This window comes from Gluconobacter sp. P5B12 (genome assembly GCF_018812035.1).
Lineage (GTDB): Bacteria > Pseudomonadota > Alphaproteobacteria > Acetobacterales > Acetobacteraceae > Gluconobacter.
Window position 1 is genome coordinate 780,028 of sequence record NZ_JACRVV010000001.1, and the last position, 16,307, is coordinate 796,334.

The window sequence follows — 16,307 nt, forward strand, 5'->3', positions numbered from 1 at the left end:
ATGTCAAAGCCTGTCAGAAATACCATCAGACTATCCGTAGTTCCGGAGTAACACGCCCTTGTCAGCTGCCGAGATTGTTGATCCGACACGAAGCCCCGCCAGTAGCCGGCAAAGGGTTCTGCAGTTTCTTGGGCCTATTGTTGGTGTGTTGCTGGTCATTGCGGCCATTATTACGATCAGCCTGCACAACTATCGGACCACCCGGCAGGGCGCGATTGCGCTTTCCTCTGATCTGCTGCGCAGTCAGCAGAAGTATGTGACGGAAGAGGTCCGGAATTACCTTTCACCGGCGTCTGACAGCGCAAGTATTGCTCCGGACATGTTCGGCTCACCGCTGACGGATGCGTCACCAGACTCGTTCATGCTCTATGGCCGTTCCATGCTGGCCCATACGCCTCAGGTAGACAGCTTTTATCTGGCCAGTGATCAGGGCCAGTTCTGGATGGTGACACGGCACGGCAAGGACTACGAGCAGACTCATTTTCAGGTCGAGAATGGCCATGAGGTCTATAGACACACGTATGTGGATCAGAATGGCACGTATCTGAGTACGGCTTCAGATCCGGCTGACAAATATGACGTCACGGTGCGCCCGTGGTTTCAAGGGGCCATCAAACGGATTGGACGGGGAGACGGGGCGCTCTACTGGACCAATCCTTACGCGTATTTGGCGGCTCGCGAATTTACCATTACCGCTTCCATCGCGTTCCCGATGAAAGATGGGCATCGCGCAGTCTTTGCCACCAATATCTCCCTGAACCGGCTGACATCTTTTCTCAACGAGCTTCAGGTTGGCCGCAGTGGTCGAGCCGTGATCGTGGATATGAAGGGGCAGATCATCGCCGGGCATAATATGAGCGAAGACGGATCGGAGCCGTCTTTTGATCCCGCTCATATGCAACTCGATCCAAAGACGCAGCCTGTTTTCATTCGGGCCCTGAATACCTTCAAGGTCAAAGGACCTGGACCGGGCCTCGTGACGGCGCGCAACAAGAATTACGTCACCATCGCCGCGACGCTTCCTTTCGTGCACAGGCGCTGGGTCTTGTTGCTGAACGCGCCGGAAAACGATTTCTCGGAATTTGCCATTACGGCGCGTCGTCAGAACCTCTGGTTTTCGGCTCTGGTTGTTGGACTGGCGTCTTTGCTGGCCCTTGGGTTGATCATACAGGGGCGTCGTATCGACCGGCTGCGCAAGCGGATTGAAGTCGGTCGTGAGCAGATGCGGGCAGAAAATGCTTCTTTGTACGAGATTGCCAGTACGCCAGATCTGTTCGAAGCGTCTCACGATGTCCCGATCCTGACGGAAGCTCTGGCGGCGCGAACGGGCTCCCGGCGCGCCAGCCTTTGGCGACTGCTTCCAGATGGAGAACGCCTACTGTGCGAAGATGCTTTCGATCCTGTGCGGGATGTCCACAGCACAGGTATCGAGATTACGAAACGCGAGCACAGCAAGCTTTTCGATGCCTTGATGGAAGGGCATTCCCTTTTCATTGAAGATGCGCGTCAGGACGAGCGCAGTCAGAATTTCCAGCGCATCATTATGCGGGCCGTGGATGCCAGGTCGCTCGTTTTTCATCCGGTTATGCGGGGGCATCAGGCCGTTGGCGTCATTATTCTGGAAGACCCATCCAGAGCAGACGCGATGGAGCATATTGTCGCGATTGTTTCGTCTGTCGTGGCACTACGGTTTTCCCAGGCTCTGGATCAGGGAGACCAGCAGGCTGGGGCGCGTCCGAGCGTGTCGCATGAGCTGAAAGACACGCGTTACGATGAGGGATTCCTTCTGCCACCGGGTTCGGGTGTTCAGGACGGCGTGGTGCCAAGCGGGATTTACCCGCAGGTGCCAGTCATGGTGATTTCCTTTGCTGATCCTTATGCAATGGATCGCCACAGCGCCGAACGGGCCATGAAAGTTGTCTCGTCGCTTAGCGAAGACATTCAGCGCATTGCCCGGGAGACGGGGCTGTTCTCTGTTCAGGTGGTGAGTAACCGTCTGGTGCTAGTCGGCGGATGTTCGCAGGAGCCTGATCCTGGCGCGGTGCTGCGTCTGGCAGATGCTGCGGTGTCCATCCGTGAAGCCTGCCTGTCCCTTCTGGCGTCCGTAGATATTGATCCGGTCTTCCGCGTGGGTATTGATGTTGGGCCTGTCATGGCGGCGATGCTGGGCAAGGAACCGTCGGTTTTCAATCTGTGGGGTGAGGCCATCAATGTGGCTGAGCTTCTGGCTGCCAGTGCGCCTGATGCCGGGACAATTCAGGTTTCGGAACAGGCTTATATCCAACTGAGGGAGCATTTCCTCTTCAGAGCCAGAGGCATGTTCTATCTGCCGAACAGCGGCGTGACCCGCAGTTTCATTCTGGCGGGGCGGCGATGAAAACCCGTTTCGATCGCATTCCGCGCGTGCAGAACGCTTTGGGTACTTTGGGATATTTTACCCGGACCCAGATGCGGTTTACCCTGATGGTGATTGGTGCTTCCTGGGGCGTCATTCGTGTTGGTCTGTCGCCCACGTCCTGGCGCCGGACTGTGCGGATCGAATTCTGGCATTCTCTTCAGCAGGCCACAGGCGGCGGTCTTCTCAGTGTGTTGGTGACGGCCGCTCTGACGGGGTTCGGGATTGTGGCACAGGCCGTTTACTGGCTGGGTTTTGCCGGGATGGCCCAGATGACGGGCTCGATCCTGTCTACCGTGATGGTGCGGGAGATTGCTCCGGTGCTGGTTGGCGTCATTCTTCTGGGGCGTTCCGGGATGTTGATGCTGACGGAACTGGGAACCCTGACGACGGGTGGTCAGATGCGCGTTCTGACGGGGATGGGGATTGATCCGTTCGTGGCATTTCTGCTTCCGCGAAGTCTGGCCATGACCATCAGTGGGTTCACGCTGGGCATCATCTTCAGTTTGACGGCATTGCTGGTCGGTTATGCGGTGTGTCGTGTTGAAGGTGTCATCACCATGCCGGTCTGGGCGTTTCTGGATCAGGTGGTGAGTAGCATGCACCCGGTCGACTATTTTGCCATTCCGGCCAAATTCATTTTCAGTGGCTTTGCGGTGGGTGTGTGCTCCTGCCTGTCCGGGATGGATGCCACAACCGAAGACGATCTGTCCTCGCTGATGCCAAGAGGATTTGCGCGTGGCATCCTGTCCATCATGACGATTAACGTCGTCCTCAGCGTCTGGCTCGGTTGATATGGCCGACGAGAAGACAGTCCCACCTGCTGAACTGAACATCCTCGATCCTATTCTGGAGTTGCTGGATGCCCGGCCGCGCTTTGATGGCAGTGGTCTGGCCTCTGTACGCTACAACCTGCGCCTGAACCCGGGTGACTGTGCTCTCATTGAATGTCGGGATATGCAGCAGGCCAGCCTGTTCTCCGATATGTGTGTCGGGCTGGTGGATCTGGAAGACGGTATTGCCCGCTGTATGGGCCTTGAGTGGTCTGATCTGGACGAACGGCGTGCTGCTGCCCTTCGGGGGCGGATTGGTCGAATGGTGGCCAATGGCGGCTGGATTGACCTGTATGGCACCTATATGAACATCCTCTGGCCACAACTGCATCATACTCGGGTGCCCGAGGAACGGTTGATGCAACAGGCCGTGCAGTTGGGAATGCAGTTTGGCTTGCCCGGCCTGCCAGTCGTTTCTCCGGGCAAACTGTCTCCTCTGGATCGTTGCCGGGCTGACTGCGTGCGTGCGTTTCTGGGGGAGCCCGCGCTTCTTCTGCTGGAAAATCCGATGGGAAGTGCCAACCCTCCGCTCATGAACGCTTTTCTGTCTGCTCTGACGGATGCGCGTGACCGGGGCTGTGCTGTTGTCTGGCTCGCCCCGAATGACAGCGCCTGGGGGGCTTATGAAGCGGATGCGACCATTCGCCTCCGACTGTATGATGATGGACTGTTTTCGATGCGAGGGTCTTGATGTTCCGCGTACGCCGCCCTGACACTGCCCGCCCGCTTTTCCAGAACCGCTATGCGGATGAATGGGTGGGATTGCTGGTTCTTGTCACCATCGTCCTCTTCGCTGTGGCTGTGGCAGAAGCCGGCTTTCTCAAGCAGTGGCTGACACCCGAGAAGAAGATCCACTTTGTTCTGCCGGAAACCGGCGTGGCGGGGTTGGCTATCGGGGACGACATTGAGATCATGGGTGTTCATGCCGGTGAAATCCGCCATCTGGATTTGAACAGCACTGGCCGGATGTATGCCGAGGGCTATATCGAGCCGCAGTTTGTGCCCTTCATCCGTCAGGATAGTTCTGCGGTGATCCGGCATCGTTTCGTGGTGGCAGGTGCCAGCTATATCGAGTTGGGCCGTGGCCGTGGGGAAGACATGGACTGGGGCTATGCCGTGCTGAACGCGACAGTGGAGGCAAACCCGGCAGACGTGATCACCCAGACGGTTACGGACCTGAGAAACAAACTCGTCCCCGCAATGGATAGCGTTCAGGCCATTACCAAGCAGGTCAATGACATGCTGACGGACATGCGGGCCGGCAAGGGCACGGTTGGCGGGTTGCTTTCGAAGGACGATACTCTTCAGAAAGCCAATCAGGCGCTGGAAAATCTTACAGAAGTTATTGCCCGCCTTCAGCCGATCGAAAAGCAGCTTGGGGGTGTCATGACGAAAGCTGATGGCACGATGGATAATGCCAAATCGGCCACGGACACCCTTCGCAAGAGCATGCCGCAGGTGCAGGAAACGATTACCCATGCCAGTGCCGCAACGGCCCAGCTTCCTGCGCTCATCACGCAGGCGGAAGCGAGTGCCAATAGCCTCCGCAAGCTGACAGATCAGCTCAGGGGCCTATGGCTGCTGGGTGGTACAGCGCAGAAAGCTCCCAGTCACCGTCTGCCAGCGGAGGCTGTCCGTCCATGAAGCGCATGATTCTACTGTGTCTTGCCATGGCGAGTTGCTCGTCTGTAACCAAGGGGCCTGATCCGGACCAGGCGTATGAAAACGCCATGGACACCGGGCGGAGCGCTTTCGAGCTTGGACATCCAGACCAGTCCGAAAGTCAGTACCGTGCGGCGATGGATCGTGCCCTTATTCGGGATGATGCTGCCCAGATTCATGATGCGGGCTTTAATCTTGCGACGGCCCTGCTGGAAGAAAACAAGCCTGCCGATGCTTTGACAGCACTCGATCATACTGGGAAAGCTCTGAAGCTGCGTCAGTACAGTCAGACCAGTGATCTGGAGCTTGTCAGAAGTGCAGCGTTATATCGGCAGCATGACCTGACGGGTTCTGAGGCGTCTGCGCTCGTGGCGCTTCAGTCGCCTGATGTAGGCATTCGTAACCGTGCGGCTTATCTGGCTGGTCTGGGGGCCGCAGATCAAGGTAACGTAACACAGTTGGCCCGCATGGAAGCGGTACTGGCTCCCTCAAAAGAGCCTGCCGCCATGCTGGATCATCAGGATCTGGCTGCGCGTTTGGCACTCCTGAATCATGCGCCAGCACTTGCGCTGGAACAGGCCATGTCCCTGGCACAGAAGAGACGGGATGCGCAGGATTATGAAGGGATGCGGCGTGCTCTGCTCGTTGCCGCTCAGGCTGCTGAAGCACAGGGTGACATGAATACCGCTGCTGCTTTACGACAGCAGGAACTCTCAAGCCGAAGCGTGCAGCAGACTGGCCATGTGGAGAAAGCCTCCATCACGGTCTCTGCCGTGAGTACGCCTGCAGCAGCCATTCGCTGATCAAGGAAAAATTTTTTCCGTCATTGCCAGAGCCGCCCCTCTCATTCGATAGTAACGAAATCGGAACGAGAGGGAGAGAAGATGAGGCATATATCCAGGCGAATGGTTCTTGGGTCTGGAGCGGCCTTGCTGGCTCTGGGGCGGACGCACAGGAGTCAGGCGCGGCCTTATCGTCTTCCGTCAGCCGCCGTGATGGCCGCGGATCGATTGCGCCCTCAATATCATCTGATTGCTCCTTATGGGTGGATGAACGATCCCTGCGGCCCGGTCTGGGTCAATGGTCGTTATCATATGTTCTATCAGTGGGGGCCGGATAAAGCTGCGTTTGGAAACATTCACTGGGGCCACGCGACCAGCCCTGATCTCGTTCACTGGCATCACGAACCCGTTGCAATGAGCCCTGTTCCCGGGGGGCCAGATGCCCTCGGAGTTTTCAGTGGTTGCGTTGTGATCGTTGAAGATCAGGCGATCGCTTTTTACACGGGTATTGAGCCATCCGTGCAGTGTACGTCGACATCTGATCTTCAGATGATGCACTGGAAGCAGAACCCTGTGCCCGTTCTGTCCGAGCCCCCGCCGGGACTGCATGTTGATGGATTTCGCGATCCGCTCGTCTGGAAGGATCACGAGGGATGGCACATGCTGCTCGGCGCCAACGTTCGGCAATCCCAGTTTGGTCCGGGTGGGGTCATTCTGAAATACGATAGTGAGAATCTAAAAGACTGGACCTATCGCACTATTTTCTATGGCCCCACGCATCTGCCTGGCGCTTACGACGATGCCATGGAATGTCCGGACTTTTTTGCGCTCGGTGACACCTGGGTCCTGATCTACTCGCTGGGCAGCACTGTTTATTATGCTTCAGGCATTTACAGCGAAGGTGCATTTCATCCGCGCATTATTCAGCCTCTTGGATATGGCTCGTTCTACGCCGGACGGACCATGTTGGATGAGCACGGGCGGCGCGTTCTCTGGGGTTGGGTGCCTGAGAAGCCTGAGCGCAGTCATGGGGCCATGGAAGCGGGCTGGAGTGGTGTCATGTCTTTGCCGCGGGTTCTCACGGCTGACGGGGATGCCGCTCTGCGTCTTGCACCCCATCCCAATCTGGCTGTGTTGGAAGGCCCGCATTTCCGCCAGCTCACGCCCTCGTCCTGGGCCGCTCCCGATGGACCGAATGGCCGAATTCGTCTGACCTTTATCGGAACCGAGGCCGGGCGCCTGACATTTGGAGGGGAGGGGCCATTTCTGGAGCTTGATTACGATCCATACCGGCCCGGAAAAGAATTGATGGCCAATGGAGATTCCGCACCCTTGCCATTGGCCGCCCGCAATATGCTGGATATTTTCGTAGATGGTTCGGTCGTGGAAATTTTCACCTCTTCAGGTGTCTGTCTCACGACCCGGGCTTATGGAAATACGAATGTGGCCTTCAAGTTGTCTGTGGAAGGAACATTCCGTGAGGCCGTTGTCTCTGCCCGCGCGATGAGCCCCATTTCTCCAGATCGCCTGACCAGTAGCCCGGCCTGAACATTCAGGCCGAGGCTCTTGCTTCCACTTCGATCAGGGCCAGACCTTCAGCGACAGAGACGAATTCTGATCCGCCATCGACCCGGCTTTCACCAAAGCGATCCGTGAACAACTTCCGAACGGCCGGAACAAAAGACGTGCCGCCGGTGAGGAAGACGTGATCGATATCGTCAATGCCGAGGCCTGTAACGTTCAGGGCATCGTCGATGGCGGCTGCGAGTTTTTCCAGATCTGGTTTGATCCAGCTTTCGAAATCTGCACGCGTGATGGTCTGCTCGATTTTCAGGTCCCGGTGGCTGAACTTCAGGACCGTGCTGTCGTGCCGTGAGAGATCGCTTTTGGCCTGACCAATCGCCCGATACAGGTTCTGGCCTTCCTGATCTTCAATCAGACGCAGAAGATTTCGCAGCTTCTGCGGATCAGAAGCTGTCTTTGCGACGTCTGCAATGCTGCGAAGAGTTTGAGGGGTCCGCATCAGAGACAGGCGATGCCAGCGCCCGAGGCTCGCATACCATTCAATAGGGACGGGAAGAGGCTGCCCACCCATCACCCGATATGTCGTGTCCCGACCAAGTGCGGGTGCGACGACATTGTCGATAATACGGAAGTCAAACTGGTCTCCCGCAATCCCGACACCGGAATGACCCAGTGTGACGGTGCGCGGTGTGCCATGGGGGTCAAAGCGCATGACAGAGAAATCGCTTGTGCCGCCGCCGAAGTCTCCTACCAGCACGGTTGCTGGTGCATCCAGTCGCTGCATGAAGCGCCAGCCCGCCCCTTCGGGCTCAAGTACGACGTTCGGCTCAGCGAAACCTGCCTCGACAAAGCTTTCCTTCAGGCGCTTCACACCCAGATTGTCGTCGGCCAGTTCACCCGCAAAGCGCACGGGCCTGCCGATCGTTGTGCTGACCTGCTCTGGTGTAATGTCGGCCTTGTCCATCAGGGAACGCAGGAACCGGGCGATCAGGTTCTGAAGCGTCATGGTCGAGGCAAAAACACGTGTCTCGCGGAATGAGCCTTGGGCCAGATAGGTCTTCATGGACATGATGAGGCGGCTTTCTGCCGGATCATCCAGATAGGCTTCGATGGCATCAAGCCCGATGGCGTCCTGAAGAACGCGTCGATTGCCCTCCTGATCCATCCAGAGACAGAGCAGGGTGCGGCAGGTTTCGGAAGACGGGCTGTCAATGAAGTTGAAGATGGCAGGCTGCGTGTTGCCCTGTTCATCTGCGATGACGACGACACTATTGGTCGTTCCAAAGTCGATGCCGACGCGAATTTTTGGCGCTTTAAGAGGTTGCGTCGTCATTTTGGCTGGTCCCGTCCCGAATTCGCGAAGGGCGAGGGTTTAGGAAAGAACGGCTACGAGGCCAAGGGAAAAGTTGAAAAATGGCTTTATGAAAGGCGCAAAATGTCAGAGTGCGCTGTTTTTTGCTTCATCGTAAAGACGTTGAGAGTCCTGAATGTCAGCCATATGGGTTTCAGCCCAGTGCGTGAGGCTTGAAACAGCCTGGATCAGGGTCTCTCCGAGAGGTTTGAGGCTATATTCAACAGTGACAGGCACGGTTGGATAGGCTTGCCTTAAAATAAGCCCGTCGCGCTCAAGGTTTTTCAGCACCTGAGACAGGATTTTCTGCGAAATCCCATTGATGTCCCGCTTGAGGACATTGAAGCGCACAACATCATTCTGAAGGCGGTCCAGCACGAGAAGAGCCCATTTGTCACCAAGCCGGTCCAGCACAAGGCGTGTAGGGCACTCTTTTGCATAGACGTTGAAGCAGAGGTTTCGTGTGGGGGTGTCTGGTTTCTGCAAGGTAACCATGTGTCTGGAAAGTGCCTTCTTGTCCCGAATTTGCTAGCATAATACCACGAAGACTGTTGGTATCCAATGGATACCACGTATCGTATGAACTGGTTTGAAGGACAGGAACGATGTCTAAAGTTTTGGTCGTCTATCATTCGGGATATGGGCACACCAAGGTGGTGGCGGAGCATGTGGCTCAGGGAGCTCAGGCCCAACTCGTGGCGATTAGTGCTGACGGCGAAATTACCGAGGCCGAATGGGCTGCGCTGAATGAGGCGGATGCCATCATTTTTGGAACGCCGACCTATATGGGCAACGTGAGCTGGCAGTTTAAGAAATTTGCGGATGCCACATCCAAGATCTGGTTCACACGTGGCTGGCAGGACAAGGTGTTTGGTGGCTTCACGAACTCCGCCAGCCCAAGTGGGGACAAGCAGGTCACGTTGATTACGCTCCAGACACTGGCATCCCAGCATGGTGGGATCTGGGTGAGTTTGGGTGTTCTGCCATCCAACACTCTTGATGCGACAGGCGACGACCCGAACAATCTGGGCGGGTCAGTCGGGCTTCTGGCGCGCGCTCCGGCAAATGCGGGTGTCGATGGTGTGCAGAAGGGAGATCTGTTGACGGCTGAGCGCTATGGCCGTCGTGTGGCTGATATTGCTGCGCGTCTGAAAGCTTAATCGGTCACAATGAGGGCGAGGCGCACAGAATGCCTCGCCCTTTGTTTGTCAGGACAGAGCTGCTTCGTAGGCAGCGACGTCCGGAACGGCAGGACGCAGTGCGCCCATTTCTGCTTCAGACTGAACCATCGGCGTCATGCCCAGAGCGGACAGAAGCTGACGGTCGCGGTGTTCAGCAGGATTTGGCGTGGTCAGGAGCTTCTCGCCACAGAAGATAGAGTTGGCACCTGCGAGGAAGCACAGAGCATGTGCCTCATCCGTCATGTTTTCACGCCCTGCTGCCAGACGGACATGGCTTTCCGGCATCATGATGCGGGCTGTGGCGATGATACGGACGAAGGTGATCGGATCGACCGCTTCAGCTTCACCTAACGGTGTGCCTTCAACGCGAACAAGCAGATTGATGGGTACGCTCTCGGGATGCTTCGGCAGGTTGGCGAGCGTCATCAGCAGGCCGGCGCGGTCGGACAGATCTTCGCCCATACCCACGATTCCGCCACAGCAGACATTGATGCCGGCATCGCGCACGTTGGAGAGCGTATCGAGGCGCTCCTGATACGTGCGGGTTGAGATGATGGAGCCGTAGAACTCCTCAGAGGTGTCGAGGTTGTGGTTGTAATAATCCAACCCGGCATCTTTCAGGCGCTGGGACTGTACGGAGTCCAGCATCCCGAGCGTGACGCAGGTTTCGAGACCAAGGGACTTCACGCCCTCGATCATCTCACAGACGGAGTCGAGATCGTGGTCCTTCGGGGAGCGCCAGGCAGCACCCATGCAGAATCGGCCTGCGCCTGCTGCCTTTGCTGCGCGCGCCTCGGTCATCACCTTTTCGACGGCCATCAGGCGCTCGGCCTTCACGCTTTTTTCGTGTCGGGCGCTCTGCGGACAGTAGGCGCAGTCTTCGGGGCAACCGCCTGTCTTGATCGAAAGAAGCGTGGAAATCTGCACTTTTGTGGGGTCGAAATAACGACGGTGCAGTTCCTGGGCGCGGAACATCAGGTCCGGGAAGGGGAGGTTGATCAGCGCTTCAACCTCGGCGCGCGTCCAGTCGTGGCGGACGTCTGGCTGTGTCATTTTCTGAGCCGTCACGGGGCTTTCTCCAACGTTGTTGCGTCACACCTACCCAAAATGGCCCCGGCGTGTCATCTCATCGTCATGATTATGAGCCGGAAAACGGACGAGGCAAAGCGATGAAACACTGGCGTATCGAGCAGATGGACTGGGATTCCTTTGATCCATCCCGCGTGGACCCGGATATCATTCCTCTGGTGAAGTCTGCTTCAGTCGTTGAAAAGAATGGGTTGGACTACGCTGAATATTTGAGACACGTCTTTGTGGGAGACCCGGATTTCAGCGCAGCAACAGCCAACTGGGCAGTGGAAGAAGTTCAGCACGGAGATGCTCTGGGCCGCTGGGCCATGCTGGCAGATCCGAGCTGGGACTATGAAGAGGCGTTTGAGCGCTATCGCGCAAGTTACAAGATTGATGCAGACGTCGATGCGTCTATCCGCGGGTCCCGCACGGGCGAACTGATTGCGCGCTGTATGGTCGAGACGGGAACGTCGTCTTTTTACACGGCGCTGGCGGATGCGACGGACGAGCCCCTGCTGAAAGCCATCTGCAAGCAGATTGCCGCCGATGAATACCGGCATTTCAAACTCTTCTATGATCACATGCATCGCTATCTGAAGCGCGAGAAGCTCAGTGTCTGGGCACGGACACGCATTGCTCTTGGGCGTGTGACCGAGAGTGAGGACGATGAGCTGGCGTCCGCCTATCACACGACCAATGAATCCCCGGATATGCCCTATGACCACAAGCGGTGCATTGCGGCTTACATGTCCAAAGCCATGGGATTTTATCAGCAGAAGCACATTGATCGTGTGACGGCCATGATCTTCAAGACAATCGGCTTCACCCCGCATTCCCGTTGGCAGAAGCTGGCAGCGAATGGGGTGTATCGACTGATCCAGTGGCGCCGCAAATCGTTTCAGCGTCAGATCGCGGCCTGACAGTTCGCCAGACTTACGGAAATTCACAAGACGGAAGGGGCCGTTTCGTGCCATGAAGAACTGCATTTTCTGTCTGGTAACTGGAGCTTGAGAATGGACGTTCGACCACTTCTGTCCCGTCGCTTTATCTGGGGAGCCGCTGCCCTTCTGTCCATCGCAGGGCTGTCGCAGGGCTTCTCAGCCAAAGCAGATCCATACTCCCTGCCGATCGCGACGTCAGGCCCGGTGACAAGCGATACACCGGCAGCGGCAACGGTTGCCTCCCAGCAGCTCGCCCGACAGGTCGGATACGCTCAGTTCACAGCGGCTGACTGGCGTGTGGGGACAGTGCGTCACATGGTGATGTTCCGCTACAAAAAGGACGCCACGACGGCGCAGCGTGCGGAAGTGTCCGGCCGGTTTCTGCATCTTGCACAGGACAGCCGACGCCCGGACGGTCGTCCCGTAGTGGTCAGCATTGAAACCGGGTTTCAGAACAGCGGCGAAGGTGTAGAGGGTGGTCTGCAGCAGGCATTCCTCGTGACGTTTCGCTCAGAAGGGGATCGGAACTATTACGTTGGTAAGCCCGTCGTGACAGATCCGGCCTTCTTCGACCCCGCCCATGAGGCCTTCAAGGAATTTGCCGGGCCATATCTCGATAAGGTCATGGTTTTTGATTATGACGTGCTGGCCGTCTCCGCACCTGCGGACAAAGCGCGGAAGACAACCCGCAAAAGCGGGAAGTAACAAAAAGTCTCCGTTTGTATGGACGACCTTTTGACGAAATGATCTTTTATGCCTCATGCTACGGCGATCGCCAGAACATGAGGCATAATGTGAAGACTACAGTTTCTGTTAAACGCCGCCTGACGCAGGGTGCGAGTGTGCTTGCACTGGCTATGGGCCTGACGGCCGCTAGCGCGCAGGCCGCCGGTTACAATTCAGGCTGGGGCTTTGATGAAGCCGGCATGAACCATAGCGTCAAGCCAGGCGACAATTTTTTCGAATATGCCAACGGCACGTACCTCAAGAACCTGAAAATTCCGGGGGATATGAGCAGCTACGGCCCGTTCCGTATTCTGTATGAGCTGTCCATGGAGCGCCAGAAGGCGATCCTGAACGAAGCGCAGAAGCATGTTTCTGCCGAGCCGTCTGACGACATGGGCAAGATTGGCACTTTCTACGCCAGTTATCTGGACCAGAAGGCGGTTGATGCTCTGGGAGCCAAGCCGCTAGCCGCGGATCTTGAGAAGATCCGTAAGGTCAGTGATGCCAAGAGCCTTGCAGAAGCGTTTGGTACATCTCTGAAGTCCATGGCGTTCTCGACATTCCAGATTGGCGTTGAGCAGGACCAGAAAGATCCGGAACACTACATGCTGATGCTCGATCAGGGCATGAGCATTGGTGTCAGCGGTGGCCTGGGCCTGCCCGATATCAGCTACTACACAGACCCGAAGCTTGCCGACAAGAAGAAGGCCTATCAGGCTTATGTCGCCAAGATGTTGACGCTTGTGGGCTGGGCTGATCCAGCCAAGAACGCGCAGGCCGTGGTTGATCTTGAAACGGCGCTTGCCAAGGTTGAGATCCCCCGCGACCAGACGCGCGATCCGCTCAAGCTCTACAACCCGATGACGGTCACGCAGCTACAGAAGATTGCTCCGGACTTTGACTGGGTCACGTTCCTGACGACGGCAGGGCTTCCGGCTGCAAATATTGCCGATCGCAAGGTGGACGTGCGTGAGCCCGATGGCATCGCTGCCATGTCCCGCGTTCTGAAGAAGGCTGATTACAGCGTGGTTCAGGCCTGGCTTGCCTTCCATCTGGCCGACAATGCCGCAGCTTATCTGTCTCACGATTTCTCTGACGCGTCCTTTGACTTCAACAGTCGCACGCTGTCAGGCGTGGCGCAGCAGTCTCCTCGTTGGAAGCGTGCGACACGCGTGACCAATGGTGCCATGGGCTGGGCTCTGGGCAAGATCTATGTTGCCCGTTACTTCCCGCCGTCAGCACAGGCTCAGATTACGGAACTGGTGCAGAAGGTGAAGTCTTCCTTCCATGATCGCCTTGAGCACAACACATGGATGGACGAGCAGACCCGCAAGGCTGCTCTGAACAAGCTGGATCACTTCGCCATTCAGGTTGGCTATCCCAAGAAATGGTGGGACTACAGCAACCTCGTGGTTCGTCAGGGCGACGTGTACGGCAATGCCGTGCGTGGTGTGGCGTTCAACTGGCAGCATGAAGTGGACAAACTCGACAAGCCGGTGGATCGTGACGAATGGGGCATGACGCCGCAGACGGTGAATGCCTACAATGATCCGACCATGAACGAGATCGTCTTCCCGGCAGCTATTCTTCAGCCGCCGTTCTTCGATCCGAAGGGCGATATGGCTGTGAATTACGGTGCCATTGGTGGCGTGATCGGTCATGAGATGAGCCATGGTTTTGACGACCAGGGCCGTCATTATGATGAGCATGGCCGCCTGAATGACTGGTGGACCAAAGCATCTTCTGATGCTTTCCAGAAGCTGGCGGATCGTCTTGGTGCACAATACGACGCGCAGGAGCCCCTGCCGGGCACGCACGTGAACGGCAAGATGACCATGGGCGAGAATATTGCGGATTCCGGCGGGTTGAACCTCGGTCTGCAGGCTTATCATGACTCCCTGCATGGCAAGCCGCAGACAACCGTTCATGGTCTGACAGGCGATCAGCGCGTGTTCCTGGGCTGGGCACAGGTGTGGCGTGAGAAGGATCGTCCGGATGCGCTGCGCCAGCAGATGCTTTCGAACGAGCATGCCCCGGCCGTCACGCGTGTGAACATGCCAGCGCATAATATTGACGCATGGTATGATGCATTTGGCGTAAAAGACGGCGACAAGCTCTATCTGGCCCCGGATCAGCGTGTAAAGATCTGGTAAGGGTCGTGACAAAATGAAGCGTGAGGCTTATCCACGGTCTCACGTTTCAATTTTCTGACTGACGGACTGCCTCATGACGCAAATGACGATCGGCCATCTGTACACCTCGCTACATGCCGGGTGTGCCAGTGCGGTCGCCCGTGTTCTCGAAGCGCATGAGGTGGGCGTCGAGTTCGTAGACCTCGATCCTGAAGATGTGGCTGAAGCCATGGAGCAGGGCGAGATTGATCTTCTGGTCTCTGCCTGGTTCCCGCGTGATGAAAAATTCGCTGGTCCGGGCTTTCGTGTGATCGGGGATCTGTATCAGCCGCAGATTTCGTTTGCAGCACTTCGTTCTCTTGGCTCTGTCAATACGCTGACATCAGCCGAGGTGGATCGCGTCATCATTGCGGATGACAGCCGCGAGGTTCTTGAAAAGGCACTCAAACAGCTTCCAGCTCTCTCCTCCCTGCCGCTTGAAGTCGTTGGAGAGGCCGCTCTAATCGGTCGTCTGGAAAAGGCGCAGGCTGACGGGGAATCTCCCCTTGTTGTCGCCACTCAGCCTCACGCTGTGTTCCATACTGCGTTGCTGACGCTGGTTGAGGACCCTGACAAGCTGCTTGGCGGGGAAATGTCTGCGCGCATGGTTCTGCGGGAAGATGTAGCGCGCAAGGCAGACACAGATCTTCTTGACGAGTTGTCCGAGATGATGCTCGGCAACAAGGTCATGAGTGCGCTGGATTACAATATTGGCGTCGAAGGGCAGGACCCTGATGATGCTGCGGAAGCATGGCAGCGTGGACGTCTTATTCCGCGGGATGCCTGAGGATTTCAAAAAAAGGGCCGGAGAAATCCGGCCCTTTTTTGTATCTACAGCCTTAGCGGTAGACGAGGCCGCCATCGATCAGGATGGACTGGCCAGTAATGTAATCGGAATCTTTACCCGACAGGAATGCGACGAAGCCAGCAACGTCGTCCGCTGTTTCGACCCGTCCGAGAGCGATACCTTCAACATACTTCTTGTACGTTGCGCCCAAGTCAGCGCCAGTAATCTCAGACATGCGCTTGTCGATCTCGACCCACATATCCGTCCCGACGATGCCCGGACAGTAGGAATTGACGGTGATACCGAACGCTGCCAGTTCCTTGGCGGCGGACTGCGTCAGAGCGCGAACCGCAAACTTCGTGGAAGAATAGATCCCAAGAAGAGGGAAGCCTTCATGGCCAGCAATGGAGCAGGCATTGATGATCTTGCCCTTCTTGCCGGTCTCTTTGAAAATGTTGGCTGCAGCCTGGATACCCCAGATCACGCCCTGAACATTGATGCGGTAAATCTTCTCAACTTCTTCCTGGGTGACGTCCAGAATAGGCTTCACCTGGCAGATGCCGGCGTTATTGACCATGATATCGAGGCCGCCAAGCTGGCTGGAGGCTTCTTTCAGGGTCTTCTGAAATTCATCGCGATTGCTGATGTCAGCCGTTAGAGCGATAGCACGTCGACCAAGAGCTTCAACTTCCTTAGCGGCTTGCTGAACGGTTTCCTGTTTGACATCCAATAGAATAATGTCAGCTCCTTCGCGCGCCAGACGAAGAGCGATGGCCTTGCCGATACCTTGAGCCGCCCCGGTTACAGCGGCAATTTTACCAGAAAGAGACATGCAGAAATTTCCTCTCTCTTCATGCGCCACGAAATGTGGTTCGCGTGAATG

Annotated in this window: 15 protein-coding genes; 11 read left to right on the forward strand and 4 right to left on the reverse strand. The window is 56.7% G+C overall.

Going from position 1 to position 16,307, the window contains the following annotated elements:
- Positions 1 to 58: 58 nt before the first annotated feature.
- The 6 genes from KP702_RS03540 to KP702_RS03565 all read left to right on the forward strand — a co-directional run bounded on the left by KP702_RS03540 (position 59) and on the right by KP702_RS03565 (position 7,220).
- Positions 59 to 2,377, forward strand: coding sequence for a cache domain-containing protein (locus tag KP702_RS03540; RefSeq protein WP_215768501.1), 2,319 nt, complete (start codon positions 59 to 61; stop codon positions 2,375 to 2,377).
- On the forward strand, positions 2,374 to 3,189 hold the full coding sequence (locus KP702_RS03545) for an ABC transporter permease (RefSeq protein ID WP_202206670.1): 816 nt from the start codon (positions 2,374 to 2,376) through the stop codon (positions 3,187 to 3,189). The genes KP702_RS03540 and KP702_RS03545 overlap by 4 nt, the downstream gene beginning before the upstream one ends.
- 1 nt (position 3,190) lies before the next feature.
- Entirely contained in the window at positions 3,191 to 3,919 is a 729-nt protein-coding gene (locus tag KP702_RS03550; protein WP_202206671.1) for an ABC transporter ATP-binding protein, read from the forward strand.
- Positions 3,919 to 4,872 carry an MlaD family protein gene (locus KP702_RS03555; RefSeq protein ID WP_202206672.1) on the forward strand — a complete coding sequence of 318 codons (954 nt, stop codon included), beginning with the start codon at positions 3,919 to 3,921 and terminating at the stop codon, positions 4,870 to 4,872. The genes KP702_RS03550 and KP702_RS03555 overlap by 1 nt, the downstream gene beginning before the upstream one ends.
- Positions 4,869 to 5,693: a hypothetical protein gene (locus tag KP702_RS03560; protein WP_202206673.1), complete on the forward strand. Its 825-nt coding sequence runs from the start codon at positions 4,869 to 4,871 to the stop codon at positions 5,691 to 5,693. Before KP702_RS03555 ends, KP702_RS03560 begins: the two co-directional genes overlap by 4 nt.
- An 81-nt stretch (positions 5,694 to 5,774) precedes the next feature.
- Positions 5,775 to 7,220, forward strand: a complete 1,446-nt coding sequence (locus KP702_RS03565) for a glycoside hydrolase family 32 protein (RefSeq protein ID WP_202206674.1) — start codon at positions 5,775 to 5,777, stop codon at positions 7,218 to 7,220.
- Between the two features lie 4 nt (positions 7,221 to 7,224).
- On the opposite strand, the gene KP702_RS03570 is transcribed toward KP702_RS03565, so the two are convergent.
- Positions 7,225 to 8,529, reverse strand: coding sequence for an Hsp70 family protein (locus KP702_RS03570; RefSeq protein ID WP_202206675.1), 1,305 nt, complete (start codon positions 8,527 to 8,529; stop codon positions 7,225 to 7,227).
- A gap of 105 nt (positions 8,530 to 8,634) precedes the next feature.
- A complete protein-coding gene (locus KP702_RS03575) occupies positions 8,635 to 9,042 on the reverse strand; it encodes a helix-turn-helix domain-containing protein (RefSeq protein ID WP_215748780.1) in 408 nt (135 codons plus the stop codon).
- A gap of 110 nt (positions 9,043 to 9,152) precedes the next feature.
- Here KP702_RS03575 and KP702_RS03580 point away from each other — a divergent pair, with 110 nt between their 5' ends.
- Entirely contained in the window at positions 9,153 to 9,707 is a 555-nt protein-coding gene (locus KP702_RS03580) for a flavodoxin family protein (RefSeq protein WP_202206677.1), read from the forward strand.
- A gap of 48 nt (positions 9,708 to 9,755) precedes the next feature.
- Here the strand turns inward: KP702_RS03580 and bioB are convergent, their stop codons facing one another.
- Positions 9,756 to 10,781, reverse strand: coding sequence for a biotin synthase BioB (gene bioB, locus KP702_RS03585; protein WP_202206803.1), 1,026 nt, complete (start codon positions 10,779 to 10,781; stop codon positions 9,756 to 9,758).
- 116 nt (positions 10,782 to 10,897) lie between these two features.
- Between bioB and KP702_RS03590 the strand changes: the two genes are divergently transcribed.
- The 4 genes from KP702_RS03590 (at position 10,898) to KP702_RS03605 (ending at position 15,424) form a co-directional block, all read left to right on the forward strand.
- Positions 10,898 to 11,719, forward strand: coding sequence for an acyl-ACP desaturase (locus KP702_RS03590; protein ID WP_046899547.1), 822 nt, complete (start codon positions 10,898 to 10,900; stop codon positions 11,717 to 11,719).
- Between the two features lie 93 nt (positions 11,720 to 11,812).
- Positions 11,813 to 12,445, forward strand: coding sequence for a Dabb family protein (locus tag KP702_RS03595; protein WP_215748777.1), 633 nt, complete (start codon positions 11,813 to 11,815; stop codon positions 12,443 to 12,445).
- Positions 12,446 to 12,459: 14 nt separating this feature from the next.
- A complete protein-coding gene (locus KP702_RS03600) occupies positions 12,460 to 14,619 on the forward strand; it encodes a M13 family metallopeptidase (protein WP_215768502.1) in 2,160 nt (719 codons plus the stop codon).
- 73 nt (positions 14,620 to 14,692) lie between these two features.
- The gene (locus KP702_RS03605; RefSeq protein ID WP_215768503.1) at positions 14,693 to 15,424 is read left to right on the forward strand and encodes a glycine betaine ABC transporter substrate-binding protein; all 732 of its coding nucleotides are present in this window, start codon (positions 14,693 to 14,695) and stop codon (positions 15,422 to 15,424) included.
- Between the two features lie 52 nt (positions 15,425 to 15,476).
- Here the strand turns inward: KP702_RS03605 and KP702_RS03610 are convergent, their stop codons facing one another.
- Entirely contained in the window at positions 15,477 to 16,256 is a 780-nt protein-coding gene (locus KP702_RS03610) for an acetoin reductase (RefSeq protein ID WP_215768504.1), read from the reverse strand.
- Between the last annotated feature and the right edge of the window lie 51 nt (positions 16,257 to 16,307).